At 68.4% G+C, this 26,075-nt stretch carries 29 protein-coding genes and 1 pseudogene; 16 read left to right on the top strand and 14 right to left on the bottom strand.

The window, feature by feature from the left end:
• The first annotated feature begins 465 nt into the window (after positions 1-465).
• A complete protein-coding gene (locus tag AC069K_RS34145) occupies positions 466-639 on the top strand; it encodes a hypothetical protein (RefSeq protein WP_478622566.1) in 174 nt (57 codons plus the stop codon).
• Positions 640-674: 35 nt separating this feature from the next.
• Positions 675-1,838, top strand: coding sequence for an ISL3 family transposase (locus tag AC069K_RS34150; RefSeq protein ID WP_478622568.1), 1,164 nt, complete (start codon positions 675-677; stop codon positions 1,836-1,838).
• Positions 1,839-1,894: 56 nt separating this feature from the next.
• Here AC069K_RS34150 and AC069K_RS34155 read toward each other — a convergent pair whose 3' ends face one another.
• Complete coding sequence (locus AC069K_RS34155; protein WP_478622569.1) at positions 1,895-2,419, bottom strand: hypothetical protein; 525 nt, start codon at positions 2,417-2,419, stop codon at positions 1,895-1,897.
• Positions 2,420-2,896: 477 nt separating this feature from the next.
• On the opposite strand from AC069K_RS34155, the gene AC069K_RS34160 reads away from it, so the two are divergent.
• On the top strand, positions 2,897-4,042 hold the full coding sequence (locus AC069K_RS34160) for an rRNA adenine N-6-methyltransferase family protein (protein ID WP_478622571.1): 1,146 nt from the start codon (positions 2,897-2,899) through the stop codon (positions 4,040-4,042).
• 116 nt (positions 4,043-4,158) lie between these two features.
• Here AC069K_RS34160 and AC069K_RS34165 read toward each other — a convergent pair whose 3' ends face one another.
• Complete coding sequence (locus AC069K_RS34165; protein ID WP_478622573.1) at positions 4,159-5,094, bottom strand: FG-GAP repeat domain-containing protein; 936 nt, start codon at positions 5,092-5,094, stop codon at positions 4,159-4,161.
• A gap of 308 nt (positions 5,095-5,402) precedes the next feature.
• Between AC069K_RS34165 and AC069K_RS34170 the strand changes: the two genes are divergently transcribed.
• Positions 5,403-6,299, top strand: a complete 897-nt coding sequence (locus AC069K_RS34170) for an SCO4651 family lipoprotein (protein ID WP_478622575.1) — start codon at positions 5,403-5,405, stop codon at positions 6,297-6,299.
• A gap of 41 nt (positions 6,300-6,340) precedes the next feature.
• Positions 6,341-6,655 carry a zinc finger domain-containing protein gene (locus tag AC069K_RS34175; RefSeq protein ID WP_478622577.1) on the top strand — a complete coding sequence of 105 codons (315 nt, stop codon included), beginning with the start codon at positions 6,341-6,343 and terminating at the stop codon, positions 6,653-6,655.
• A 215-nt stretch (positions 6,656-6,870) separates the two neighbouring features.
• Here the strand turns inward: AC069K_RS34175 and AC069K_RS34180 are convergent, their stop codons facing one another.
• Entirely contained in the window at positions 6,871-7,131 is a 261-nt protein-coding gene (locus AC069K_RS34180) for a DUF6207 family protein (RefSeq protein ID WP_478622579.1), read from the bottom strand.
• Between the two features lie 794 nt (positions 7,132-7,925).
• On the opposite strand from AC069K_RS34180, the gene AC069K_RS34185 reads away from it, so the two are divergent.
• Positions 7,926-8,351, top strand: coding sequence for a hypothetical protein (locus tag AC069K_RS34185; protein WP_478622581.1), 426 nt, complete (start codon positions 7,926-7,928; stop codon positions 8,349-8,351).
• 504 nt (positions 8,352-8,855) lie between these two features.
• Here AC069K_RS34185 and AC069K_RS34190 read toward each other — a convergent pair.
• Both AC069K_RS34190 and AC069K_RS34195 read right to left on the bottom strand, forming a co-directional pair.
• On the bottom strand, positions 8,856-9,662 hold the full coding sequence (locus AC069K_RS34190) for an SCO4651 family lipoprotein (RefSeq protein ID WP_478622629.1): 807 nt from the start codon (positions 9,660-9,662) through the stop codon (positions 8,856-8,858).
• Between the two features lie 86 nt (positions 9,663-9,748).
• A complete protein-coding gene (locus tag AC069K_RS34195) occupies positions 9,749-10,414 on the bottom strand; it encodes a DUF4328 domain-containing protein (protein ID WP_478622583.1) in 666 nt (221 codons plus the stop codon).
• Between the two features lie 154 nt (positions 10,415-10,568).
• On the opposite strand from AC069K_RS34195, the gene AC069K_RS34200 reads away from it, so the two are divergent.
• Positions 10,569-10,982 (top strand): hypothetical protein, encoded by a 414-nt coding sequence (locus AC069K_RS34200; RefSeq protein ID WP_478622585.1) that lies wholly within the window; start codon positions 10,569-10,571, stop codon positions 10,980-10,982.
• Between the two features lie 351 nt (positions 10,983-11,333).
• Here AC069K_RS34200 and AC069K_RS34205 read toward each other — a convergent pair whose 3' ends face one another.
• Both AC069K_RS34205 and AC069K_RS34210 read right to left on the bottom strand, forming a co-directional pair.
• A complete protein-coding gene (locus AC069K_RS34205; protein WP_478622587.1) occupies positions 11,334-11,987 on the bottom strand; it encodes a hypothetical protein in 654 nt (217 codons plus the stop codon).
• 309 nt (positions 11,988-12,296) lie between these two features.
• Complete coding sequence (locus AC069K_RS34210) at positions 12,297-12,770, bottom strand: hypothetical protein (RefSeq protein ID WP_478622589.1); 474 nt, start codon at positions 12,768-12,770, stop codon at positions 12,297-12,299.
• Positions 12,771-13,071: 301 nt separating this feature from the next.
• Here AC069K_RS34210 and AC069K_RS34215 point away from each other — a divergent pair, with 301 nt between their 5' ends.
• The 3 genes from AC069K_RS34215 to AC069K_RS34225 all read left to right on the top strand — a co-directional run bounded on the left by AC069K_RS34215 (position 13,072) and on the right by AC069K_RS34225 (position 15,129).
• Positions 13,072-13,554: a hypothetical protein gene (locus AC069K_RS34215; protein WP_478622591.1), complete on the top strand. Its 483-nt coding sequence runs from the start codon at positions 13,072-13,074 to the stop codon at positions 13,552-13,554.
• A gap of 389 nt (positions 13,555-13,943) precedes the next feature.
• The gene (locus AC069K_RS34220; RefSeq protein ID WP_478622593.1) at positions 13,944-14,588 is read left to right on the top strand and encodes a hypothetical protein; all 645 of its coding nucleotides are present in this window, start codon (positions 13,944-13,946) and stop codon (positions 14,586-14,588) included.
• A 139-nt stretch (positions 14,589-14,727) separates the two neighbouring features.
• Positions 14,728-15,129, top strand: coding sequence for a hypothetical protein (locus tag AC069K_RS34225; protein ID WP_478622595.1), 402 nt, complete (start codon positions 14,728-14,730; stop codon positions 15,127-15,129).
• Between the two features lie 10 nt (positions 15,130-15,139).
• On the opposite strand, the pseudogene AC069K_RS34230 reads toward AC069K_RS34225, so the two are convergent.
• Positions 15,140-15,529: pseudogene (locus AC069K_RS34230) on the bottom strand (ATP-binding protein); the annotation flags it as partial.
• A gap of 32 nt (positions 15,530-15,561) precedes the next feature.
• Here AC069K_RS34230 and AC069K_RS34235 point away from each other — a divergent pair.
• Complete coding sequence (locus tag AC069K_RS34235; protein WP_478622597.1) at positions 15,562-15,897, top strand: hypothetical protein; 336 nt, start codon at positions 15,562-15,564, stop codon at positions 15,895-15,897.
• A 215-nt stretch (positions 15,898-16,112) separates the two neighbouring features.
• Here the strand turns inward: AC069K_RS34235 and AC069K_RS34240 are convergent, their stop codons facing one another.
• On the bottom strand, positions 16,113-16,523 hold the full coding sequence (locus tag AC069K_RS34240; RefSeq protein WP_478622599.1) for an Imm10 family immunity protein: 411 nt from the start codon (positions 16,521-16,523) through the stop codon (positions 16,113-16,115).
• 327 nt (positions 16,524-16,850) lie between these two features.
• Between AC069K_RS34240 and lexA the strand changes: the two genes are divergently transcribed.
• The gene (lexA, locus tag AC069K_RS34245) at positions 16,851-17,582 is read left to right on the top strand and encodes a transcriptional repressor LexA (RefSeq protein WP_478622601.1); all 732 of its coding nucleotides are present in this window, start codon (positions 16,851-16,853) and stop codon (positions 17,580-17,582) included.
• Positions 17,583-17,601: 19 nt separating this feature from the next.
• Here lexA and AC069K_RS34250 read toward each other — a convergent pair whose 3' ends face one another.
• Entirely contained in the window at positions 17,602-17,820 is a 219-nt protein-coding gene (locus AC069K_RS34250; protein WP_478622603.1) for a hypothetical protein, read from the bottom strand.
• Positions 17,821-17,920: 100 nt separating this feature from the next.
• Positions 17,921-18,853: an FG-GAP repeat domain-containing protein gene (locus AC069K_RS34255; RefSeq protein ID WP_478622605.1), complete on the bottom strand. Its 933-nt coding sequence runs from the start codon at positions 18,851-18,853 to the stop codon at positions 17,921-17,923.
• Between the two features lie 365 nt (positions 18,854-19,218).
• On the opposite strand from AC069K_RS34255, the gene AC069K_RS34260 reads away from it, so the two are divergent.
• The 4 genes from AC069K_RS34260 (at position 19,219) to AC069K_RS34275 (ending at position 23,386) form a co-directional block, all read left to right on the top strand.
• Entirely contained in the window at positions 19,219-20,022 is an 804-nt protein-coding gene (locus AC069K_RS34260; protein ID WP_478622607.1) for a DUF4253 domain-containing protein, read from the top strand.
• Between the two features lie 309 nt (positions 20,023-20,331).
• Positions 20,332-22,053: an FG-GAP repeat domain-containing protein gene (locus tag AC069K_RS34265; protein WP_478622609.1), complete on the top strand. Its 1,722-nt coding sequence runs from the start codon at positions 20,332-20,334 to the stop codon at positions 22,051-22,053.
• A 137-nt stretch (positions 22,054-22,190) separates the two neighbouring features.
• Positions 22,191-23,108, top strand: a complete 918-nt coding sequence (locus AC069K_RS34270) for a DUF6891 domain-containing protein (protein ID WP_478622611.1) — start codon at positions 22,191-22,193, stop codon at positions 23,106-23,108.
• A gap of 29 nt (positions 23,109-23,137) precedes the next feature.
• On the top strand, positions 23,138-23,386 hold the full coding sequence (locus tag AC069K_RS34275) for a hypothetical protein (protein WP_478622613.1): 249 nt from the start codon (positions 23,138-23,140) through the stop codon (positions 23,384-23,386).
• Between the two features lie 237 nt (positions 23,387-23,623).
• Here the strand turns inward: AC069K_RS34275 and AC069K_RS34280 are convergent, their stop codons facing one another.
• The 3 genes from AC069K_RS34280 to AC069K_RS34290 form a co-directional block, all read right to left on the bottom strand.
• Positions 23,624-24,100 (bottom strand): macro domain-containing protein, encoded by a 477-nt coding sequence (locus AC069K_RS34280; RefSeq protein WP_478622615.1) that lies wholly within the window; start codon positions 24,098-24,100, stop codon positions 23,624-23,626.
• 454 nt (positions 24,101-24,554) lie between these two features.
• Entirely contained in the window at positions 24,555-25,034 is a 480-nt protein-coding gene (locus AC069K_RS34285) for a hypothetical protein (RefSeq protein ID WP_478622617.1), read from the bottom strand.
• 35 nt (positions 25,035-25,069) lie between these two features.
• Positions 25,070-26,071 (bottom strand): DNA polymerase Y family protein, encoded by a 1,002-nt coding sequence (locus tag AC069K_RS34290; protein WP_478622619.1) that lies wholly within the window; start codon positions 26,069-26,071, stop codon positions 25,070-25,072.
• Positions 26,072-26,075 lie beyond the last annotated feature (4 nt).

The raw sequence follows: 26,075 nt of genomic DNA on the forward strand, positions 1-26,075 counted from the left end.
CTCGGGCGCAGTTCGGGTGGCGTCTCCCGCGTCGAATTTCGATGGCTTCGGACAGCAGTTCAGTGTCGACCGGCAAGACGCCGTCTACCGCTCCTCCGGAGCACAGGACAAAAGCGCTGGCTACGGACGCAGGTGGCGGCCGTCGTCCGCCGTTGCCGAGTGCTGGCGGGCGCCTCCCGTTCTCGGTTCTGGCACAGATCTTGGGGAGCCGTCGCGGAGCGTTACCTTGATGTTCGAATGTGAGGGGCTGGCTCGTGTGAGACGGCGTACGCCTTGGCGTCTCGTGTTCGACGGGATCGACGAGGTGGACGTCGAGACGGTTACAGCCGCCTTCGGCACGGTCGAGGTGGCGGCGAGAGGTCGCGCGGCCGGGGCTGCCTGTCCTGACTGCGGCCGCTTCTCGGACCGAATCCACGACCGGTACCAGTCAGGCTGAAAGACCTTCCGCTCGCTGAGCAGAGCTTTGTGATCCGACTGACGGTCCGGCGCTTCATCTGCGGCGCGGCGGACTGCCCGCGTCGGACGTTCGCCGAGCCGTTCTCCCGGCTGGCCGTCCCGCACGCACGGTTCACCACTCGGCTCAACCACGCCCTGGAGCGAGTGGGTCTGGCCTGGCCGGGCGGGCCGGCGCTCGGCTGACGGCCCAACTGGGTTTCGGTGCAGGAAGGATAACCTTGTTACGCAGGGTCATGGCATTGCCCGATCCACGGTTCAGCACGCCGCGTGTGCTGGGCGTGGACGACTTCGCGATCCGTCGCGGCCAGACCTACTCCACCGTCTTGACCAGCATCGAAGACCATCGCGTGGTCGACGTGCTCCCCACGCGTGAAGCCGGCCCACTGGCTGCGTGGTTGATCCGCCACCCCGGCGTGGAGATCATCTGCCGGGACCGGGCCGGCGCTTACGCCGAGGGTGCCCGCCGCGGTGCCCCTGACGCTCTGCAGGTCGCCGACCGGTTCCATCTGTGGCAGGGCCTCGTCCGAGCCGTGGAGACATGCGTCGCTGCCCACCGCGACTGCCTGCGCAACCCCTCGCCCAGCGGCATGCTGCCGAAGGCCACCCTGGGTTCCGGTCGGCCGCAGGACGACGCGGAACTCCTCGGCCGGCGAGCCGAGCGAAAGAAGGCAGCGCACGCCCTGGTCCACGACCTTCTTGCCCAAGGCCACTCATGCCGGGCGATCGCCTGGCATCTGGGCTGGGGCCTCAACACCGTCCTCCGGTACGCGAACGCCGCACGCTGGCAGGACACCATCCGCGAGAACCGGCCCCGGCCCAGCGGACTGGACCCCTACAAGCTCTACCTGGAGCGACGCTTCGCCCAGGGATGCACCAGCGTCACCCACCGCCACAATGAACTTGTCGCCGACAACGCACCTGTCACCTACCAGATGGTCCGCGCCCACATCGCCACCCTCCGCGGGACTCCCGCCGGCGCGCCGCCGCGACCGCCGACAGTGCGGCAGGTGACGGGCTGGCTCACCCGACACCCCACAACCCTGACCGAGGAAGACCGGGCCGGCCTGAAGGAGGTCCTGGCCCGCTGCCCCGAACTGGACACAGCCGCCGAACACGTCCGCGACTTCGGCGAGATACTCACCGACCGCCTCGGCTCCACACTCCCCACCTGGATCGACGCAGTCGACGCCAGCCAGCTACCCGGCCTCACCGGCTTCGCACTGCACCTGCTCCGAGACCTCGACGCAGTGACCGCCGGGCTCACTCTCAACGGGAGCTCCGGCAGCATCGAGGGCGCCGTCAACCGCATCAAGAAGATCAAGCGGCAGCTCTACGGCCGAGCCGGATTCGAACTACTCCGCAAAATGATCCTGCTCCAGTGACTCTGCGCGATCGCGACCTCAGATGTTGCGCCAGAAACGCCTTCGGATCCCACTCGTCAGAAGTGCGGCCCGACAGCGGGATGTGAATCCAAGGCACGTGCCGCGATCTGCAGTTGCGCTTCCCATTCCGCCACGTCGAGCCCCAACGTGTACTCGATGCAGCACGCGCATGCCGGGAGGAGCGCCACGAATGCTTGCTCCTCAGCGGTCTCGACCTCCATCTCCGACCACTCGTCCGACGCCAACTCGGCAAGCTCCACCTCCCCGGCGGTGAATCGCGCGGCCAGCCTGTGCAGCGCGTATCGTCGGGCCAGGTAGCGATCGGGCAGAGTGATCCCCAATTCTTCAAGAGCCTGCTCGAACGTGTCACGGATGTCCCGGGGGTCCGCATGACGCGGCAGACCGGCGAGCTCGCACAGGGTCGGCGTGTACATTCCCATCGCGAGTGCCTGGGCCGCGGTCATCGGCAGGTCTTCCGGACACACCTGATCCGCCTGATACAGCCACGCTGCCTCCACCAGGGGCGGACAGGCGCCGCAGACAGGGTTGTCAGGTTCGGGTGAGTCGTCTATCGCTGCCATGATTCATACGATGCCAGCATGGCTCGCGAGAGTGCCCGGGAAATTCGACTGTCCCGGCAAACCGCCCACGGGCTGCCCCAACTCATGCTGTTGCCCGGTGACACTCCGCGACCGCACCCCAAGATCTGTGCCAGAACCCCGTTCTCGTCGACATCGAGATCCGGGCCCGGCGGGCGCCTCCCCAGGCCGTCGACAATCGCTGTCGTGTGACGTCGAGAAAGCCGCGCCTGTCCTTGAATCGGCCGCCCGGGCCAGCGAGGCTGCAGATAGCGACATCAGCCATCTGCGGCACATGTCTGGAGGCGCCCTTCCAGTTTCGGCGCAGGCCTCGTTACGATCCGGGTCACGAAGAGTGCGGAGGAGGCGTTGCTTAGTGGGCAAGCACGGAGGCAAGCCCGATCCCTCGGAGAGTGACGGGCATAAGCCCGGCCGCCCCATCCCTCCGCCCGATCCCAAGCGGCCCGAAAAGCCGCCGAGGTGACCGGCGCGACCGGACCGGTGGAGCTGGCCCGCCGACTGCGTACAGACGGCTACCTCCGCGACGCCTGGTTCGAGGCATTCATCCACGTGCGGCGCGAGGACTACATCCCCCACCGGATCTGGGTACCCGCCGACGGCGGCTACACGCGCGTGGACCGTGACGACGATCCAGCCCGGTGGCTCTCCCTGGTCTACGACGACATCGCCTTGGTCACCCAGGTCGAAGACGAACACGATCAACTCGCGCTCGTCCCGTCCAGCTCCTCCAGCATGCCCCGCGTGGTGGCCGGCATGCTGGAAGCGCTCCAGGTAACCGACGGGATGACCGTGCTGGAAATCGGCACCGGCACCGGCTACAACAGCGCACTGCTGTCCTACCGCCTCGGCAGCAAGCACGTCACCAGCATCGAGATCGACCCCGTCCTCGCCGACGAGGCGCGCGTCCGCCTGGCCACGACCGGACACCATCCCCGCATCCTCAGCGGCGACGGCACCGCGCCGGTGCGCGGACTGCAGCCTGTAGACCGCAGCATCGTCACCTGCGCCCTCGACCGCGTGCCCTACCCCCTCGTCAGCCAGACACGCTCCGGCGGCCGGATCGTTCTGCCCTGGGGCACCGGCCTGTACAACGGCGTCCTGCTCACCCTCGACGTGCACACCGACGCCACCGCCTCCGGACCGGTCACCGGTGACTGCTCGTTCATGTGGAACCGGGCCCGCGCAGTACACCGCGACGTCATGGCAGTCATCCACCACGAAGACCAGGCCGCGACACACCGCACGCGCCTGGACCCCCGCCGAGTACTGGGCGACCCCAACGCCGCCTTCGTCACCGGCCTACGCGTTCCCGACTGCCGCTACAGCGTCGGCCACGGCCCCAACGGAGAGTTCACCCTCTGGCTCGCCGACCACCACACCACGTCCTGGGCCAGCATCGACTACACCCCCGGCGCGCTCACCTTCGAAGTCGCACAGCACGGGCCACGCCTTTTGTGGGACGAAGCGGAAGCCGCTCTGCAGTGGTGGCAGAGCGCAGGCGAGCCCGAACGGACCCGCTTTGGCCTCACCGTCACCCCAGGCGACCAGTGGATGTGGCTGGATAATCCTGGCGTGCGCGCGACGGAGCCAACTGGGCAGAGGTAGACGGTTCCATTGATCCCCGGGGCCGGGCCAGGAGCCCACCACCCCGTAGGCCAGCACACGCGAAAGGGGGGCAGCCCACGCTAGCGGGCCACCCCCCTTACTCGTTGCCCCAGAAATCAGAGGATGTTGTAGGCGCTGAAGCCGTAGCCGATCTTGACGCGCTTGTTGAAGGGGTCTCCAGCGTTGCTGTTGCCGGAGTAGCGGTACAGGTCGCCGCCCGGGGTGCGGGCGATGAGGTCGCTGCGGCGGTCCTGGTCGAGGTCGCCGATGGAGAGGATGCGGTCGTAGGTGTTCCAGCCGCCGCCGATCTTGGTGCGTGCCTCGAAGGGGGCCTTGTAGTTGCCGGTGCCCTTGTACAGCCACAGCGTGCCCGCGCGGTCGCGGGCGACGATGTCGGTCTTGCCGTCGCCGGTCAGGTCGCCCTGGCCCGCGATCTCGGTGTACTGGCCCCAGCCGCCGCCGACCTTGTACCGCGAGGTCAGGGTGCCGTCACCGTAGTTGAGGTAGACCCACATCACCCCGGAGCCGTCCACGCCCAGGATGTCGGCCGGGGCAGCGCCGCCGAGGTCGCCGGGGGAGAGGAACTTGGTGTAGATCTGCCAGCCGCGGCCGATCTGCTTCACATCCGAATCGTCCTCGTTGATCGCCCAGGAATAGGACAGCAGCCCGCTCTTGTCGAGGAACCACGACGCGTCCGGTGCCCCGTCCTTGTCCCGGTCGAGGGGGGCGTTCGCGCGGAAGCCGCGGAAGTCAGCCCCCGTGTTGAAGCGGTCCGCGAAGCCGCCCTTGCCGTTGGGGAAGTACAGGTTCAGTTCCCCGGACTTCTTGTTGACGGCCGACAGGTAGAACACCGGCGTCTCGACCTGGCCCGCGGCGGCCGCCCGCGGGGCCGTAAGTGCGCCCTTGGGCGCCTGTCCGTGGTGGCCGGCGGCCTCCACGGCGCGCTGCTGCGCGGTGTCGGACGGGTTGCCGGCCGCGAACGCGGTCCCGGCGGTGGCGGCCATCGCCACGGCGACGGCGGTGGCAGCGAGCGTACGCTGGATGATCTTCATGAACGAGCCCCCCGGCTGGTCAGGAGATGGCGCATTGGTCTGAACCGCGCCCTTGGAAAGACGCACCCTACACAGGTGCTTCACTGGTTCTTCATAGCGGGCCCCGCCCGGTTCGCTGGGGCGAAGGCATGGCCGCGTTGGTGATCCTGTCCCGTACTGCCGTAACACTTCGAGGTGCTGGCACGTCTCCGGGTGCGGGGAGTGCTGAGGGAAATCCACGGGCCTGTTGTCAGTGGGTGGACATAGAGTCCACGTCCTGACGTGAAGTGATCAGTGTCAGACGGATGCGGTTTTCAGGGGTGGGTTTCATGAGCAAGCGGTACGTGGCGGTCGGGATGACGGCCGCGATCGTCCTGGCAGGGCTGACGGGGTGCACGGCGCACCAGGCCAAGGACACCGCGCAGGCGGCCGCCGACGCGGCCGACACCGCGCGCAGTACGGTGATGGCGGCGCTTGCGCGTACCACCGACACGACGGAGCGGGCCAAGTCCGCGGTCATCACGGCGAAGATCACGGGGGCGGGCCAGCCGGCACCGATGACGGCGACCGGTACATACACCTGGGGCTCCCAGCCCGCGTTCGACACGCAGATCAACACCGCCAGCGCGGGCGTCAGCGACCTGCGGGCAGCGCCCACCACCAGGATGCTGTTCGTGGGCGGCGCGTACTACTACCAGATCGATCCGCAGGACAGCGGCCCGTTCACGGGCAAGCACTGGATGCGTGTCGATGCGAGCGCCATCCTTGGCGAGCAGGGTGAGGCGGCCATCAGCCACGGCAGCGGCGACCCGACCGCCGGCCTGAAGGCACTCAAGTACGCGCGCGACGCGCAGGACCTGGGACCGGCGACGGTCCACGGCAAGGCCACCCGCCACTACGTGGTCCACGTCAACCCCGGCCAGTGGGGAACTGCCGGGGACGCACTCACCGGGCGGGGCAAGGGCAGCCTCATGGAGGAGTACACCGGCAAGGTGCGGGAGATCACCCTGGCGCTGTGGGTCGACCCCCGCACCAGCCTGCCTGTACGGATGGAAGAGACCATCGGCGCCGCGCGGGTCGAAATCGACTTCAAGGCGTTCGGGGGCGCCAAGAGCATCACCGCGCCCCCCGCCGCCGACACCGCGGACGTCACCGAGCAAGTCAAGGGCCACTCGGGCAGCGAGGCGACAGACAGCGACCCCACTGCCGAGGAGAGCGGCGTCTGAGACAGCAGGTGCCGGCCCGGCCGACGACAGGAGAGCGAGCGATGCGGCCCACCGCCAGCACCATCACCGACCCGTACCTCGACGCCCTCTACGAGACCCTGCGGCTCTACCGGCACGGGCCGTTCAGCGTGCCGTGCCCCGACTGCCAGGCACGGCCGGGCGAGCTGTGCCGGGCCCGACGGAGCGTGCACCGAGCACGCCGCATCAACCACAAGGTCCCCCTCGGTGCTGGCGTCGCCGCCCTCCTGGACACGATGGGCCCCGTCTGTCCGGCGGACTCCGGGCAGACGGACGCTGGGCCGGCCGCCGCGCGAAGGCGCGCGGGGTCGGCACACGTGCATCTGCGCCAGCGGTAGCCAGTGCGCCAGCTGCCGGCGGGGTGAAGAACGCCGACGCCGACCCGCGCAGCGCGGACATCCAGCGGACTGCGCACGATCAAATCCGCCCGGGAAAGCACGAAACCCGGCAACAGGACCGCTGCCGGGACACGCAATCGCGGGACTCTCGCCACAGCCATGCAGGAGCAGGGCATCGTCGACCCCTCCACGAGATCCACGCTGTGGCTACAGCATCAATCCTGTCTCCAGGGCTGACCTGCTCTTGGTGATCCAGACGAGCCGGTCTGGTCGGCGTTGGGCTGCCGTCTGGTGTCGGCGTAGACCCGGGCGCGGACGCCGGACTCGCCAGGGACGCGCGAGGTGGGGATGATGCCGGAAGTCGCCCACTGCTGCTGGAGCTGTTCCATCACGACTCGGACGGTTTCCTCGTCGGCGCCCGTGACGTCCAGGACGACCAAACCCGGTTCCGAGATGTGCACCTCATCGATCGGCATGCTCCCAAGGACGGCTCCGCCCGGCCGCGGGGTTGCCTGGCCGGGACAGAAGCATCCGTACGGGGGAACACACCGCACTGACGTGCCCGGCCCAGTCGCGCGGACTGGCGCGGGGCCGTAGACAGGGAAGAGGCAGCTGTGTCCGCTGACAGGCCGGCCCGGTCTGCTCCCTTGGGGGGAGCCGTGACAGCCCCGAGCGTCACGGCTCCCTACCCAGAGCAGCTCCTCACGGTGCGGTGCCTGCGAAAGGTCCGCGCGGCCGATAACTCATAGCCGAGTGGCCGCGATGTGCACACGCCCGATGCAAGGGCGGTGCCATGCACTCGGCGCAGGCCGCGACACATAGACCGATCACCTCGCCACCGCTGTCGCACAGTGCCTCCGCGACGGCCCCGCCACCAGCGTTTGCACAACTCCCGCTCTTTTCGTCAGCCCGTAGGGCTCCGGTCGCGAAGTTACTCAACCGGCCAAGAGGGGGCCATGGGCCTGGCCGGGGACTGTCGAGAGGAAGCTGCGCGACCGCCGCATTCCGGCACCGGAGCCCGACTGGTTGCGGAGGCGAGAGGACAGAGGGTGGCTGCGTGTCGCCCAGCGCGGCGGCGAGGGGGAGTATGAGGCGTTGGCCGCGCTCTGCTCCAGCGTGTGAGGCCAGCGGCGACGGGCCGGTTCCCGAGAAGCTCGGCGAGGGTGCGGACGCTGTCCGGGCAGGCGATCCTCACGTCGAGCAGCCGGTTGGCGAGTGCCGTCCTCTACGCTCCCCCTTGATTACACAGGTCGGAGGGGGAGACATTCGTATGGGTGGCAATCTTTGGTGGCAGACGGGGCCGTATCAGCGGGATCTGAGGGCGGCATTCCGGCAGGCCCAGGAGCAGGAACTGGCCAAGAACCATCACGGTTTCCAGGGCCGGACCATGGATGAACTGTGGGAAGAGGAAGGCTGGCAGGAGTACATCTTCACCGGAGGGACCGGCACCGTGCTGGACCCCGTTGACATGGTCGATCCCACCGATGACGGCCGAGGGCCCGTCGTACGCCTTTTGAGCGACCGTGAAGTGCGGCCCTGGGCTCCCAGCGGCCAGCCCACCTACACCGAGTGGGTCGATGCCCTGGACTCCGGGAAACTGGACTTCCCGCCGGGGCGTGGCTGCGGGAACTGCACGGTCCTCTACCACGACGGCCAACCCGCCCAGATCGGCTACTGGGGAGTCACCAACGACTGACACCCCATCCCGCCGTAATGACGACTCGGCTGCTCGGCCTCGCAGGCCAGGCCGGCCGGACTCGGGTGCAGCGGGGACTCGGCCTAAATCGGGGCAGGGGATGGCCTGCTGAGAGACCGTGTCATCGCCTGTGCTCGTGCTCGCACGTGCCGGTCAGCTGGTCTTCCCTCGCGATCCTCACGACCACCGCCTGCCACTTCGAGGCCCGCTTGTATGACGTCGGCCGCCACGCCGTGCTGCTCAAGGCGCTGCCAGGCCTGCTCGCCGACGCGCACACGGCCGCGCGCAGCCGCCAGGAGATGGCCCTCGCCCGCCTGTCGACGACCTGCACCCTCACCGCCCAGGTCCTCACCAAGATCGGGCACCACGAGCGGGCCCGCCTCAGCGCTGACCGAACCACCACCTACGCCGAATGGTCTGCCCCCCCTGCTCTGAGCACAGTTCCCCTGCAGCCGGCAGAGGCATTGACGCCGGGCGTTCCGGCGAGGACGCGTGCGGTGAATGTCAGCCGGTCAATCCAGTGGGCACCTGATCGTGCAGAGGTGTGGTGCCCTCATCGCCGGACGGCGGGGCGACCCGTACGAGGGTTCCAAGAGCGGTGAAGGACAGCGTCATGACGGCGTGCGTGACCGTGCGGTCCTTCAGGGTGAAGCGGGCTTGGACCAGGCGCCCGTGGTGATCCACCCAGGCCTGAGCGGTGATGGGCAGGTCGCTGCCGTACGCCTCGCGCAGGAGGTCGGCGTTCTCCCGGCTCTGCGCGGCCATGCGCAGGGTGAGCGTGCGATGGTCAAGGGTGCCCTGGTAGCGCTTGGTGGGCACACCGTGAACTGTCTCTGTGCCGTCTGCCCGTACGTCCTTCATCTGCGCGACCTGCTGCAGGGTGTACGCCGGGTCGTTGAGCGGAGGCCGGAACGGCGTGTGGGTTTCGGCGGTGCGGCGGAGGTCCACCCCCCACCGCTTGTCCAGCTCCACCGCTACATCTGCGGGTACGGCGGACCGCATGTAGACGCGCTCTTTGAAGAGGATTTCCTCCGCGCCGACGGTGGTTGCGTTGTGTGTGACGGTCATGAGGCCGTTGCCGGTGGCCAGATCGATACTGCCCGCGACGTTCACCTGCGGCGGTTTGGCGGGTTCCACCGCGGGGGTTGTCAGTGCGGTTGTGAAGCGGGCGCTGGTGTGGCTGGTCGCGGTGACCGCGTCGCGTACGGCAGTGGCCGCCTCCGCACTGGGCTTCTCGTCGTCGCCGGCGCGGGTGCAGGCGGCGCACAGCAACGCCGTTGCAGCAAGGAGGGGCAAGAGGGAGCGGCGCATCAAAACCTCACGTGGGGCATGGCATGTAGAGCGTTGGCCCAACGGTGTGCCGGGTCAGCGCTGGGTGGGATGTGCGGGGCGTGGGGTCAGACGGCGGCGAGGGGACCGTAGGTCGCCTTGGTGTGCTGCATCGCCGTCAGCTTCCGCACGAAGACGATGGCGAGGACCGCGGCGGTGAGCAGGAGCCCGTCCGCGAGGATGACGACGTCCGTCGCGTGCTGGAACGCCTGGGGCTGCTCCGCGTGGTTCTGCCACTGGGTGCCGAGCCGGAGCGTCACCAGGGCGCAGACCCACACGGTCCACCAGGCCTTGACAGGCGCGGCGGACACCTCACGCCACGAGCCGTCCGGCGCGCGCTGGGTGCTCGCTGTCCAGATCTCCCGGGCGATGGTGAATGGGATCCACAGGTTGCCGAGGGGGATGAACCACCCGCCGATGGCCCACCCCTGGCCGCGGGTGCACACGTCCTGCGCGAACACGTCGGCGTTGCCCCGGACCCGGTGGAACCAGGCGATGAACACGATGGCGGTGGCGGCCATGATCAGCAGCTGGAGCATGTCGGCGGTGTCGCACAGGTTGTCGGAGCGGCTGATCTCCTGGCTGCTGCGGGCGAGCAGGTCACCGGTCACCTGGTGCCGCACGACCCCCGCGTATACGGCGAGGAGATCGGTCGCGGCCGCCACACTGAGCAGGATGGTGGTGGCCCTGGCCAGAGCGATGGGCGAGCGCAGGACGGTGTTCGGCGGCGGCATGAGGCCACCATGAGGCAACATGATCGGAAACCCCCCAAGGGCATGAAGATCCCCGCAAACCAGACGGCGGGGTATCGCAGGACCGTACGCCATACGGCATGTCCCGGCCAAACCGCCATGTCCCGGGAAGCGGGGAAAGTTGCCGTGCGGGGGAGTGGGCGTCTCGTGGCGGCATCGGACGTTCATTGCGGAGATCAGTAACGGGTCGAGCCTGTGGCCCGCTGGCGACGGTGGTCTCCAGCCGCTCGGCCGGCTGCCCGGGGCGTGGCCCGACCTCGGCCCTCGGCAGCCAGGAGAACCCTTCCCCCTGGAGGCGGCCTGGCCTTGGGAGGACGACGAGAGTGTCGACCTCGAGGACCCGCGGATCGACGCCGCATTCAACAAGGGGTCCATCGTTCTCGGGTCCGAGGACGGACAGTCGTTCTGGCTCCTGCTGACCTCGGGCCCCCGCCGCGGCGAGGTGTGGATGATCGCCGACGTCGGCGCCGCCCCGGCGCCCGGCGACCAGGTATGGGGCTTTGAGGAGTGGGTGCAGCGCTGGCACACCGGCAGCGACTGGTGGGACTGAACGCTCCGTACTGTCCGGCCGCAGGTCACGGGCTGCTCGAATCCCGGGTGCCTCCCGAAGCAGTGAAACATTTTTGCGGGCCGGCTGATCGCGTCACCGAGATGATCTCCGGCTACGACCTCGTGCCGGAGCCGCGTTCACGTGTACGCCGACACCTGGCTTCCACCGGGGGACGCGACCACCTTGTCGGCGCACTTGAGGAGCTCACCCGCAACCTGCGGGCCGCGTGCGACACCAAGGGGCTGCTGGAGTCGAGGAGTTCCTGATCGAGTGGAGCAGCGCCGCAGCCTGATAGCTGCCTTTCCTTCTTGACGAGTAAGCCCCGTCCTGGGCCCGTTGTGCTGGGTGTGCTCAGCGGTCGAGGGAGTGCTCGTCCAGTACGTCGGTCTTGGCCGGGGGCCGCACATCGAGGGGCTCGTCGAATGCGCTGAATGTCGTCGTGCTGTGGAACTTTGCTCCCTCGTAAACGGCCTTGAGGATGTACGGCTCCCCCCTGCTGGCGACGTAGAAGGTGTAAGAGCCTTCTTTGTCCGCCTTGTCGGTGACCTTCAGCGGAATCGTCCGGCGGCCGTTCACCTCGACCGGTTCGCCCTTGGTCGCTGCGCCGAAGGAGGTGAATTCCCGGGTGCATTCGGCGAGCCCGTCTCCCGCCTTCGCCTCACTGGAGGGTGCCTTGATCCAGCGGTTCTGCTTCTGTCCAGAGACGGCGTACCGTCCTGACCACCGGTTCAGGTAAGCACGATTGGGGCGGACGTAATCCGTCCCGCTGATCCGGATCTGTTCGAGGCCGGCACCAGTCGCCCAGGTCGTCCTGGCCGTGCACCTGCTCTTGAGGTCAGTCACCAGGCGACTGGAATAGCCCTCCGCGGCGGTCACAGTGGTGTCCACGTCGATCGTCACCGACGTGAGCGCGTTCATCGCGGCGTTTGCCTGGTCGAGCATCCGTCCTGCGGAGCGGTCATCCGCAGCAGTGCCGCCGGAGCAGCCGGCCGTGGCGGCACCCACGGCCAGGCACGCCACCACAATCGTGACACCAGTCGATATCGTTCGCACAAAACCCCCACATGATGAGCAGCTCACGTTACCCGACCTGCGCAGCGGTCCATGTCGTCGGCGGCGTAAGGCGGGAAGAACACCATCTGGCGCCTATTGCCCTTTACTGTGGTGTGGCTGCGGGCCGCAGGCACCGCCGCTGACCGGAAGGAACGGCCGCAGCCGCTCCCACCCGACTCGGCATCTTTCACGTCACCCCGCCTCATGTCCGTATGAACGATCAGCAGCAAAAGGGTCGGTCGCCGTCCCGCCGAGTCGGTCCTAGTCTCCTGAGCTTCCGAAGATTCCCAGGTGAGTCGGCCTGTCGTTGGTGTGGAGGACGACGTAGTAGCCGGTCCACCGCATCTGACACTCGCCGAGCAGGCTTTGCTCGTGCTCCTCATAGCTTGCAGCCTCATGGGCAGCAGAAATGAGCTGCTCGTACTGCTCGACCGACGGGCGGTCTGTGCCGAAGTGGTGTATCACACGGTTAGGGGCCAGAGGGCGCAGGGTGCCGTAGTCGGCGATACCGGAGTGCGTTGGCGGGGCATCTGTGGCAACGACCCTGTCGATGTCGAGGATTGTATGGGTGCCCTCGGTTCCCATGAGCTCCTCGTCCTCGTAGAGGTCTTCCAGGCTTCGGTATCGGGCATTGTCGCCGTACTCGTCCTGGAACACTCTGGCCTGCAATGTCGCCAGGGCCTCCTTGACATCGCCGTCGTACCTGGTGACGTAATCCCATCCGCTGGCACCCATCGGGCCACCCCTCCCTAAAGATCGTGAACGCTCGAACGATAGCGGCGGGGTCTGACAGTGAGATGTAGGCGGTATCGCTCGGGGGCCTGACTCTGGGGCTGACTGGCGCTTCGGCTGCGTGTGCGTTGAATCGTCGGCCCCCGAGCGATGCCACCGCGTGTGCTTGCGGGTGTCCGTGACCTCATAGCGCCTCTGTGTCGCCGCGATCCGCCTCTGGCTGCGTCCGTGACAGGTCCCGGGCACCGGCTTACGCCGGATTTCCGGTTTGACCTTCCGCCTGGTCAGATGGTCGGGTCAGGGTATGGAGACCAGGACGACCAGTGATCGAATACCCGCAGCAGCGGCCGCGCTCCTTGAGGCGCTCTTCAAGGGCGACAAGCCTGTCCATCGCGCTCTGCATGCGCAGATCCCCCACCTCCGGGTGACCGGTCACTGCACATGTTCCTGCGCCAGCATCGACTTCGCTCTGGACAGGTTGTCGGTGCCCAGTGCGCCCGTCACCGAGAATCCCGTCGCCGATGCCACGGTGCTCGGTCCTGATGGACAGGCCGTCGGTGGCGCGCTGGTCTTCGCCTACGACGGCTACCTGTCCAACCTGGAGGTCTACGCCTGGGGCGATGAACAGATCACCCAGCTTCCCTCCCCCGGACCGGCTCTGCTGACTCTTGCAGCAAAACGGCCTTCCAGGGCCGGAGAGAGCCGCTGCCCAAGATCCTCCGGGCAGAACCTAGTGTCGGGCGATGACCACGGATACAGACGGGCCGGGCCCGTTGAACGATCATGAATTCGCCCAGTTCCGTGCACTGTTGCGCCGCTACCTGGCACACGACCAAGAGCAGTGGGGAACCACTGCGGACCGACACCCCCTGTGGAACGGCCTACCTCCACATGACACGCGCGCTGCCGCCGGGTACCACCACAGAGATGTACCGCCCCATCTGATGGGTCACCTCAGAACGCTGCGGCAACTGCCAGGGGCCGAACCCCGCCCCGACCTTGGTCCCGCCGTCGTCGTGTCGACCACAGCGGCCGCGACATCCAGAAGCGAGGACGCGCTCGGGAGCGTTTGAGCGTCGGCGATTCGGCCGACCGCGGCTCACGGTATGGCACGCGTACAGCATCGAATCCCGTTGTCGTCGCGGTCGGCGGCGCCCTTTACTGTGCAGATCACCCATGCCGGTCCCGTCCCGCGCCGTGCCGCCCTGCGCGGACACGCGACGCAACCCCCACCCCGCGACAAGGGAGCTTGCCATTCCTGACGAAACGGTTGTCCCTACGTCCAAGGGCGACGCCATCGCGCCCGCCTGGTGGCTGGAGGATCCGGAGCGCTGGACCCTCCTTGAGTTCGAAGCAGACCACGACGCTGACGGCCTGCCACTCGACCGGTACTGGAAGGACCGCAGGGACGTCCTGGATGGCCTCATCCTCACCCCGGGACCGGTCGATCACGCCTTCGCCCGCTTCCTGCTGGAGCAGGAGACACGGTTCCACCGCCACTGCTGGGGCTTCAGCCACACCATCGAGACCGCCGCGCTCCTGCTCGCCGAGCACCGCCGGCCCGAGGACATCTGGTGCCTGTGGCGAGCCATCTGCACGAGCTTCGACACCTGGTGCGGCCTGCCCCACCAACTGCTGCTGGCCGGGGGAGGAACGGCCCGCACGATCGCCTACGTCGCGGCTTCCGGCCACGAACAGCGAGACAATCTGCTGGAGCATCTTCAAAGATGTTCCCAGGCGACGGACGACGACGTCACCGCACTCATGACCGAACGCCGCCGCTATTACACCGACACCCTCCGCGAACTCACAGACACGTAGCAGCACAGCAGGGGCCGCTGAGCTGCCGTTCTCCAGCACCTGTCGGCGTACTCGCCTATGTGCAGAGCCGCGTACGGATGAACGTGCAGAGCACAGGGGCCTGTGAAGCGCGGGCGTCGTGGTTCGAGATGATGGAGCGGTGACTCTTCGCTATTTCAATCAGACCGGCTGGACCGCGATCTTCAACGGCACCGACACCGAGATCGGCCGCATGGTCCGTGTGGAGGGCTGGGACCAGGCGACCGGGACAGCCCTGGTTGTCGATCCCAAGCGTGGTGCCCTGCGTCCGGTGACGGACTACGAGGACTTCTCCCACCTGGAGCGGGCCGACCAGGTCGTGGCCGCGGTGCCTGGCGGAGGGTGGCGGGTGCATTGGAAGGACGAGGGCCCGGGTGGAACGCCGCTGACGGAACAGGTGCTGGCCTGGCTCATCACGTCGCAGGGTCGGGCGACAGCCATCACGGTCGATGCCCAAGGGCATGTCGAGGATGCTGATAGTGCCGACGCCTTCATCCCGCCGGGCGAGGACCTGGTGTCTTGATCGCAGATGGTCAGGCCACGTCGTTCTCTCGCTCGATGGCCTGGAGGCGGTTCTTGAGCCGGTAGCTGGGGCCGTTGATGGAGATCACTTCGCAATGGTGGAGGAGCCGGTCGAGGATAGCGGTGGCGAGGACCTCGTCGCCGAACACCTGGCCTCACTCGCTGAAGGTCTTGTTCGAGGTCAGGATGATGGAGCCCTTCTCGTAGCGCTTGGAGATGACCTGGAAGACCAGGTTCGCTTCCGCGCGTTCGAGGGGCTGGTAGCCGACTTCGTCGACCACGAGGACTCCGGGCCGCAGGTAGGTGCCGAGCTTGTTCGTCAGACGGCCGGCGGTCTCGGCGGCTTTGAGGTTGCGGACCATGTCGTCGAGGCTGGTGAAGTAGATCGAACAACCCCGACGTCACCCAGGCCACCATCAACTCGACGATCTGCGTGTCCGGCTGGACCTCCACGGTGCGCCCGCCCACCAGCTACACCAACCCCCTCAAAATCCAGCAGATCGCCGCCTACGGTTACAGCGACACTGCCACCGCCGACTACGAGGAGGACCACCTCGTGCCACTGGAGCTGGGCGGTGCGCCGCGGGATCCGCAGAACCTGTGGCCTGAGCCGCGTTACAGCGTTGCCGGGAAGAGCGCGGGGAACAAGGACACGGTGGAGAACCGGCTCAAGACGGCCGTGTGCAGCGGTCGGGTGAGTCTGGATGCCGCCCGGCACGCGATCGCCACTGACTGGACCACCGCGCTGGCCACCGTCGGCCTAGGCTGACCCCAACGATGCGGGCAGTGCGGCGGCGCCCCGGTCGGGCGAGCGGCGTGCTGGCTCTGAGATGAAACGGCGTCGCTTCGTTTCGGCACGCGGTGTCGGCGTACCGACTTTCTGGCTCTGGGAACACGTTCGTGGCCGGAGATCATCTCGGTGACACGGTCGGCCGGTCCGCATAGCGGGCTGCCGACGGTTGCGTATTTCGCACGGATGGTGCGTCAGATCCCCAGACGGGTGGGCGCTGCGTCTGCACGGCCGTATCCGAGCACTTGGGCGAGGACTTCACGGAAGTGCCTGATGTCCTCGGCCGGTGCTTCGATGACGGCCTCGATCTCGGGGTCGGTCAGCTGCAGGTCTGCCAGGGCTTCAGGGTCGAGTGCGATGCGGAGAACGTTGCCCGTCAGGACGGCTTCCCGCACACAGCCGTATGCGGTGCCCTGTCCGGCCGTGACCAGGCAGTGTGTGTCCATCCCGAGGGCGACCTCCTGGTCTTCGGGCTCCTCTTCTCCTGCCATGAACATCATGATGAAACCGCTTCCGTCCTCACCCTCGGCAAGAGCGGCTTCGGTGAAGTACCCGTCAGGATCGATCTCGGTCCTGACGGCGCGGGCGGTAAATCGGTAGGTCATGAGGGGGTTCTATCAGTGTGGCTAGCCGCGTCGCGCGGGCAGGTCCCTCACGGCTCGCTCACAGCAGGGCTGTCAGCTGTTCGCGCAGGCGAACGGAGCCACACCGGACACGGCGTGGCTCACGCACCGCCAGCACACTGCGGAGTGCCGACTCACCCGCTCACCACGGCACGGCGCGCGGTTGCCGGCAACGCAGGCCCGCCGCAGATGACGGACTCAGGCCGGCATGCGCTCCACGGCGTCCTCAACCGGGGAAAGAGTGTTCCCTTTTCCGAGGCCGGGAGGTTACGGTCAGGGGCACGCAAGATCGGCAAAGAGGGGGATCTTATGCGTGCCACTCCTGCCCTGCCCGGACGGCCTCCGGGGATCCGCAAGGGCGCCGACGGGCTGACCGCGCGCCAGCGCGCGGTGCTGACCTGTGTGGCGGAGTCCCTGCGCATGCGCGGGTACCCGCCCTCGATGCGGGAGATCGGTGCGAGCGTCGATCTGGCCAGCACCAGCTCGGTCGCCCACCAGCTCCACACACTCCAGTTCATGGGACTGCTGTGCCAGGACCCCAACCGGCCCCGCACCTACGTCCCCACCGCGCAGGGACGACGCATCATCAACGCCCACTCCACGCCCGCGCCGTCGGACGCGGAGCTGTCCGCCAGGGTCGCGCAGGCCGGACCCACATCCGGGGTGGTGGAGGTTCCTCTGGTCGGCCGGATCGCGGCCGGCGCCCCGATCCTGGCCGAGCAGGACGTCCAGGACGTGCTCGCGATGCCCGTGGCCCTGGTCGGCCGCGGCGACCTGTTCGCCTTGACGGTGACAGGGGAGAGCATGATCGACGCCGGCATCCTGTCCGGGGACACCGTCACGGTCAGGAGGCAGGCCAGCGCCGAGTCCGGCGACATCGTGGCGGCCCTCATCGCCGACGGCGAGGCCACAGTGAAGAGGCTTCGCCTCACCGATGACGGCGCCTGGCTCACCCCCTGCAACGCCGACTTCTCACCGATTCCGCTCGGCGAAGACGGGCTCATCCTGGGCAAGGTAGTCGCGGTCCTGCGGTCCCTGTGACAGCGCGGTGGGGCCTACCTCAAGTCGTGCGGTGCCGCGGCTTCTTGATCCAGTCCCATCGGAGGGAAACCGTGACGAACGGGACGACCAGCAGCGACAGGAACCACAGGCCCACGCTGGCGGGGGAGTAGATCCGGTAACGCCAGTTCTCCGGCAACGTGGACGGCGCGAGCAGGAGCACGAGAAGAATCCCCCAGCTCGCCAGGACAACCGCCCCCGCCCGCGACACCGTCCGCATGCCCGCCTCCCTCACTCCAGGACCGTCACCTGCTCGCCCCCGCCCCGGGGTGGTGCCTGGGCAGGAGGGGGGGCACCGAATGCCCTCTCGGTGCTGTCTGTCAGAGCAGGTTGTAGATGTTGTAGCCCCAGCCGATCTTGACGCGGTTGTCGAAGGGGTCGGTGGTGTTGCCGTTGCCGGAGTAGCGCCACAGGGTGCCGTCGTTGCCGCGGGCCACCAGGTCGCTGCGGCCGTCGCCGTCGAGGTCGCCCACCGACAGGATGCGGTTGTAGGTGTTCCAGCCTCCGCCGATCCTGGTGCGGCTGTTGAAGGGGTCGTTGCGGTCACCGCTGCCCTTGTAGAACCAGAGCACCCCGTCCTTGTCGCGGGCGACGATGTCGGTGAGCCCGTCGCCGTCCAGGTCGCCTTGTCCGGCGATCTCGGTGTACTGCCCCCAGCCGCCGCCGATCTTCGTGCGGGCGGTGACGCGGCCGTCGGCGTAGCCGAGGTAGAGCCACAGAACCCCGGCCTTGTCACGGGCGATGATGTCGGCCTCGCCCGCACCGGCGAGATTGCCGGGGAAGAGCACCTTGTCGTAAATCTGCCATCCGCCGCCGATGGTCTTGGTGTCGAGATCGAACTCGGAGACGTGGTACGTGTACGTCATCCGGCCGGACTTCTCGACGTGCCAGGTGCTCTCGCCGTAGCCGTCCTTGTCGTTGTCGACGTCGCCCTCAAACGCGTTGAAGCTGAAGTCGACCCCGACGTCGTAGCGCGTTTTGAAGCCGCCCTGGCGGTCCGCGAAGTACAGGTAGAGGTTGCCGGACCTTTTGTCGACGGCCGTCATCGCGAATGTGGGCGTCTCCACGCGCTGCTTCGCGGCGGAGCGTGGGGCGGCAAGGCCCTGGGAGCCGTGGGCGCGGTGCTGGTCCTCGGTTTGGGCGCGCAGTTCCTTCGCGTCGGCCGGGTTCCCGGCGGCGAACGCGGTACCGGCGGTGGCGGCCATCACCGTGGCGATGGCGGCCGCAGCGAACGCGCGTGGAATGAACTTCATGAACATGCCCCCGGCTGTCGTGAAAGGGCGCGATTGGTCTGTACCGCGCACTAGGTTCGCCACCCTATACAGGCGCTCCACAGGCCCCCCACAGGGGGTTGCCGATGTTCACGCGGGTGAACACCTCAGCGCCCCGTACCGATGCCGGAACGGGACCGCGGCGCGCATTTCCTCGCTCCCCCGCCCGCTGCTGGAACACAGAGCCGTGCCGTGGCGGGCGGGGGCAGGCCGCATGTGGGGAATCTGGTGGCCGCGAGGGGGGCGGTAGACGGCCGCGCACGAGAGGCCGGGCCCAGTCACTTCCGCCTCCTGCGTCCCAGTCTTCAGGCCGTCGCATTGTCAGTCCCCGCACGCAGCATCCGCTCGTGAACCCTCAATCACGACTGCCCCAGGGCATCGCTCTGCCGCCCGGCCGCCTGATCACCTCGGACGAAGGCGACGGCGAGGTACAGCCCCTGTGGCTGAGCGATGCTCCGGCCCCGGTCGAGCTGTGGTCCCGGCTGCGTGCCGGACACGCCGCCTCAGGACTGTGGCCGCTCCTGCTCGACGCCCTGGACCCTCAGGATGCCGACTTCCGTCCCTGGGGCTGCGGTGAACTCTGGCCCGAGAGCATGTCTTCTCCGGCCGACCACGACCCCGCGACCCTCCTGGCCCGCTGGTGGCACGATTACACGGAAGCCGGCGAAGACCGGCCAACGGCGGCCGAACACCCCGCCGCCACCGCCTCCTTTGGCAGGACCTGGCCGGGCCTGGCCCCCACGCCCGCGGCCGTAACGGACCCTGACGTGATTGCTGAGCAGTACGCGCGCTCCTTCATGGAACGCAACCCGCACGCACGGCTCGGACTCGTCGCAGCGGACCGCGGCGCCGACGCCCTCGCCGCGTCCGGTTGGACGGGACCGGTCAACTACGACAACGACACCGCCACCTTCGCCGCCGTCGTGCGCGACTGGGAGGACCGTTTCGGCGCCCGCGTCGTCGGTGTCGGATTCAGCACGCTCTACCTCAGTATCGCGACGCCTCCCACCCGCACCGACGACGCCCTGGCCGTCGCCGCTGAACACTTCGCTTTCTGTCCCGACACCCTCTGGCAGGGCTCACACCCGGACCTGGCCTCCTACGCCAACGACCTCATCGACCTCCACCGATGGGAGTTCTGGTGGGACTGAACCCGCAGAAAGCGGCGCGCCAAGGCCCAACTGACAGCCGATGCAAGCCAGACACGTCCCGGGTCCACCAGGTGGCGGCGCCCCGGCGCTGCGACGCAATAGTCCCTTCAACTACCTGTGTATCGACTGTATGCTTCACGCACATTTCCGGGGGGACTTGGCATTTCTGCATGCGGCTGCCCATGGCCGGGCGTGGACGGCGAGGCGCACTCCGCGCGTGAGGTCAGGAATGTCTCCGTGCACTCCGTTCGCCGCACGGGTGGTGGCGAGTGTGACCCCGTTTCATCACCATTTTCCCTGGGGGGAATCTTGTCTTCTGCGCGTGCTCTGCGCACTGGCCGTCTCGCGGCCTGTACCGCTCTGGCTCTGTCGGCCGGGATGCTGCTGTCCGGTACGGCGTCGGCCCAGCAGGCGCCGGCGGTGCCCCACACGGCAGCCGTCCCCGTCCAGCCCGAGCCGGCCCACCCCTCGTTCACGCTGCCGGCTCACAATGCTCACCGGTTGACCGGCGCGGCCGCGGCCGGTGCGGCCAAGCCCCGGTTCGATCTGGACGGCAGTGGCGTCTCCGAGCTCCTCTACCGCACGCCCAGCGGCAAGTGGTGGCTGCAGATGTTCAACGGGGCGGACGAGTCGCAGTACTCCTTTCCCTACCACGAGAGCGAGTGGCTGAAGGACGTCCTGACGCCGGGCGACCTCACCGGCGACGGGCGCCCCGACCTGCTGGCGCTGTCGTCGAACGGCACCCTCACCCTCTACCCGCAGGCGACCACCTCCTCCGCCGGTAACCCCGGCTGGTCGAGCGGCGGCTGGAACGCCTACAGCAAGATCATTGCCCCCGGTGATGTGACCGGCGACGGCAAGCCCGACCTGCTGGCCCGCACCCCCGGCGGCGACCTCTACCTCTACGCCGGTGGCAACACCGGCGGGGACCCGTTCGCCGGCAAGGTGAAGGTCGGCGGCGGCTGGCAGGCCTACGACCAGCTGCTCGGCGCCAACGACATCGACGGCGACGGCATCGCCGACGTCCTGGCCCGTACCCCCGGCGGCGACCTGTACCTCTACAGCGGCACCGGCAGCGGCAGCACCGCGGACCCGCTCAAGGGCCGGGTCAAGATCGGCGGCGGCTGGGACATCTACAACCAGCTGTTCAGCATCGACGACATCAACGGGGACGGCCACGCGGAGCTCTACGCCCGTGCCAACAACGGCACCGCCTACCTCTACCTCGCCGACGGCCATAGCAACTTCCAGCCCCGGCGCACCTGGGGCGACGGCTGGAACGTCGCGTCCTCCTTCAACGCCTCCGGCGCTGCTCCGTTCACCGGCAAGAGCGAGATCCTGGGCCGCAACGCCCAGGGCACGCTGTTCTACTACCAGGCCTTGAACAACGGCCAGCTCGGCAGCCGCCAGCAGGTGGGCAAGACCGCCGGCTGGCCGGGTGCCGACATCCGCTTCACCTCCTCGCTCGACGACAACGGCCAGCCGGAGCTGCTGGAGATCGCCGACAACTGGCTCTACAACGAGGGCAACGGGGTCAGCGCCGGCTGGAGCCGCTACAACCTCGTCATCGGCCCCGGCGATCTGAACAACGACGGCCAGGGCGACCTCCTGGCCCGCGACGCCTCCGGCACCCTGTGGCTGCAGCGCGGCACCGGCTCCGGCACCGGCTTCGCCTCCCGCCTGAAGACCGGCGGAGGCTGGGGCGCGTACGACAAGATCCTCGGCGCCGGAGACCTCACCGGCGACGGCCTCACCGACATCGTCGCCCGCACCGGCGATGGCAAGCTCTACCTCTACCCCGGCACCGGCATCTCCACCTCACCGTTCAAGACGCGGGTGTACGTGGGCGGCGGCTGGGGGCAGTACAGCAACCTCGCCGCCCCCGGCGACCTCACCGGCGACGGCCGCGGCGACCTGCTGGCCTCCAACTCCCGTGGTGAACTGTTCCGCTACACCTCCAACGGCTACGGCGGCTTCACCACGCGGGTGAAGCTCGGCGACGGCTGGAACACCTACCGCGACCTGTACTGAGGCGCCGGGCGGGCGATGCCTGCCCATGTGAGGTGAGTGCCCCGCCTCCGGTGAACTGACCGCAAGGTCGCCCCGGGGGCGGGGCGCTCCCGTCCCGACGCTCCAGGGCAGCACCTGACCACGTTTAGGGTTCGGTCATGCTTGAGATCGCGGTGAGGACGGAGAACGGGGAGCGGCACGTCAAAGTGTCCGCCGAGGAGCTGGCAGGGCTGGTGCGGCGGATCGGCGGTGACGGCGACCGCTTCCTGGTGATGCAGCGCATACCCGACCTGCCTGACGTCTTCGCCCAGGTGTGGCATGAGGCGGGCGGTGACTACATGCTGGAGTACCGCGACGGGGCCGCTGACCGCCAATTCCAGGCGACGGCCGACGAGCCCGGCTCCGTGATCGCGGTGCTCACCGGCTGGGCCCGTCAGGAGCGTGGCTGGGACGCCGGCCCGGCGTGGTCGCTGCTGGACCTGGGCCCCACCCCACACGTGCCGCCGCTCGACCTCGGCGCCGATGAGAGGGCGGAGCTAGAGAGACGCGTCCGCGAGGTACTGGCCGGCGGCTATGCCTCCCGCGCCGAACTGGCCGAGCTCGCCGAAGATTATCTGGTCACCGAGGACCGCAGGCCCCTCTCGCCCCAGCAGGCGCAGGAGCTGGCCGACCGGCTGTGGCTGGAGCGGGTCGCCGAGCAGGCGACCTGGCAGGGCGAGACGGACCCCGAGAAGCTGACCCGCGCGTTCACCGCCCTGGAGGAAGCCGGCATCACGGCTCGGGAGAACTTCACCTGCTGCCGCAGCTGCGGCCAGAGCGAGATCGCAGAGGAAGCCGACCCCGATGCCCGCGGCTTCGTCTACTTCCACACCCAGTGCACGGACTCCGCTACCGCAGGCGGCGGACTGATGCTCCTCTACGGCGGCTTCGACGGCTCACCCGAAGCCACGACGGCCATCGGCCGCGAGGTCGTGGCCGCACTCAATGCAGCAGGCCTTCACACCGAGTGGGACCACGACCCCGACCGAGCCATCACCATCACCCCCATCGACTGGCGCCGCCGCCTGATCGGTTAAAGCGCGCCCTATCTTCGACGGAGGCTCTCATGACAGGCGGCAACAGGTCCGGCACGGATATCGGCGGCGGCCACATCGGACTGGCCGTGACGACCATTGCTCTGATCGTTATCGCCAGCTTGTCCGGCGCTCGCTGGACTTTGATCGTCGCAGGAGGCTTCACCGCCTGGTTCATCCTCGCGCTCACCGTCATCCACATCAGGGGCGGACGCGGCAGGGAAGCAGTTCGGCGGGCCTATGTCGCCACTTTCAGCTGGGGCGACTACGTCACCCCCTGACGGGGTCAGACGACAAGCGGGAAGGGGCCCGCGCACGTGCGAATGACCGCGGGCCCCCGATCCACCCGTCCTGTCAGGGGCGGAGCCCTCACGGTAAGGGCCACGCTCACCCGGCGCACGCCGACAGGCCCACCCTGGGAAGACCGTCACCTGGGTATCTTCCGGCAAGGGGCACCGGAGCCAAGTGGTCTCCTGCGGCACGCGTTCCTGCCCGATCCCGCTTCATTGATGCCGGAGCTACCGGGAGGGACGGGGCGGGTACAGGTAGACACCGACGGCGGTGGCGCCAGCGAAGGCGCACCGGATGCGGGGCTCGACGTCCGCCCAGTCCAGAGCGCCCAGTCCCGCGCCGAGGGCCGGGACGGCGAGGGAGTCGATACGCAGCCGCCGGACGGTCGCCACCAGATCCATAAGGCCTGCCTCGATGTCCTCGATGCGCGAGCGCGAGCGCCAATGACCCTTCGTCGGGAAGTTGATCACGTAACGGGGGCGCGCCGCCTCGCCCGCGCTCCACACATGCATTCGGCCGAGCCTGACTTCGCCGGACAGGCACGCCTGCCGGTAGTCGGCGAACATGGCCGGGTAGGCCTGCTTGAACTGCTGAGCGAGACCCTTGCCCATCACCCCGACCGTGTTGACGGGGTTGACGAGCGCGGTCACGTCGGCCTGCAGGAGGTCACCGGTTCCCTCGATGACAGAAGTCGATGGTGTCATCGGCCCATCCGATCACCGGCCTGTGACATTCGCCCATGCGCCTGGAAGCCGCTGCAAGGCCTCGCGCGCGGTCCGCAGCACAGGCCGTTGCGATGAGAAGCCGCAACGCGTTGCCATGCCCCGGCTTCTCGACCGCAGCCAGCTACTGCGCCGACTGGACCGTGACCTCCCGGCCACGCACCCACATCCTGCGCACGTACTGTCGCCCGCCGGTTTCCTCGACGAGTCGCACCGTCAGCGGGGTCGCCACCGTACAGTCCGACCCAGGTGCTGTATCGGCTCAGGGCAGTCGTGGCGTCGGTCCACTCGCCCTGCACGGCAGGGCCCGCTTCCTGAAACTGCAGCCGTGTGATGTGCCGCGGCTCCACGTGCACTCCTCTCAGAGTCGTTGGCTTTCACGCTGGGGGACCGGCCTGCCACACCCCGCCTGCGCCTGGTGGCGCAGCTGTGAGGGTCAGAAGGTGTTCTGAAGCCGGTAGCGGTCCCGGCGCCGGTTCTGGCCGGCGCGGGAGGTGTGGGCGAAGGGCAGGAACGCCTGGGCGCCGTTGTGGAATTCGGCGCCGATGCCGGGATGACGGGTGGCGGCCTGGGCGGTGTAGCCGTAGGCCCGTGCGAGTTCCGGGTGCTGGCTGTTGGCCAGAGCGGCCGCGAGGTAGTCCTCGGCGGCACGCGGGGTGATCGTCTGGTCCTGGTAGAGGTCGGGGGCGGGCACCGTAGTCAGGGGCGGGCCGGTGACGGGCACGTCGGCGGAGTCGTTGCGGGCGCCGGGGGCCAGGGCCGCGGTGATGGCGATCCACAGGCGGCTGCCTGACGTCATGGTGATCACGATGCCGTACGGCGGGGCATCCTCGTCGTCCCACGGGTCAGCGGCGGTGATGTCGGGGGCCTTGGGCAGGACGTCGAGGCAGAGCTGGCGGAAGCGGTCAGGATGCATCGGAAGGTTGGACTCCTTGCGGCGGCGGTGTTGCTTCAGGCGGGCGGGGCGGCGAGGGTGGCGGGGCGGATGATGTGGGCGCCGAAGCGGGCCCGGGCGGCGTCGGCGATCTGCTCGATCCGCCGGGTCTTGTCGTCGGCGGGGTCGAGCTGCAGCTGATGGTGCGCCTGTTCGGCCGGGCACAGGCCTTGGGCGCGCAGAGAGATCTCGCGCACTCTGGCCCGTTGCAGGCCGAGCGATGTGTACAGCTGGCGGGCTGCTCGGCTCAGGTCGCTGCTGTGGGCGGTGGGTTCGGGCAGGGTGCGGCTGCGGGTGGTGGTGGAGGCATCTGCGTAGCGCACGGTGACCGCTACCGCCCGGCATGCCTCGCGTTGTTCGCGTAGCCGCAGGCCGAGGACGTTGGCCAGGCCGGTCAGGGCCCGGCGGTGTTGGTGTGGGTCGAGCTCGTTGTGAGGGAAACGGTGGGTGGCGCCGGTGGAGCGGGTCAGTGCGGTGCGGGTGACGGGGCGCGGGTCGTGCCCCTGGGAGCGGGTGTGGAGTTCGCGCGCGGTGGTGGTGCCCAGCAGCCGGGCCAGGGTTGCGGAGGGCGTGGCGGCGAGCTGCCCGATGGTGGTGATGCCGAACTGCGCCAGCGTCCTGGCGGTGGCGGGTCCCGCCCCGGGGAGGGCGGCCACGGGGCGGGGAGTGAGGAAGGCGGTGACGGCGTCGGGCGGGATGACCGTGATGCGGCCGGGCAAGGTCTCGGCTGCGGCCATGGCGGCGATCATCGGGTTGGGGCCGGCACCCACGGTGGTGTGGACGCCGTACAGGGCCATCGCGCGCAGCCGCAGGAGCTGGCCGATGCCGTGCGGGTCCTGGCCGAAGTAACCGAGCGCACCGGTCAGGTCGAGGTCGACGGTGTCAGGAGGCAAGGGCTGGTAGCGCGGCGTGAACTGCTCCACCAGTGTGAGCAGCCGGTCGAACAGGTCGCTGTCGCTGTAGTTGAGGTGGAAGCGGATACGCATCACGCACCGCTGGCGGGTGCTGGCTGTGGTCATGGCG

This window comes from Streptomyces sp. NPDC043908, from assembly GCF_056435525.1.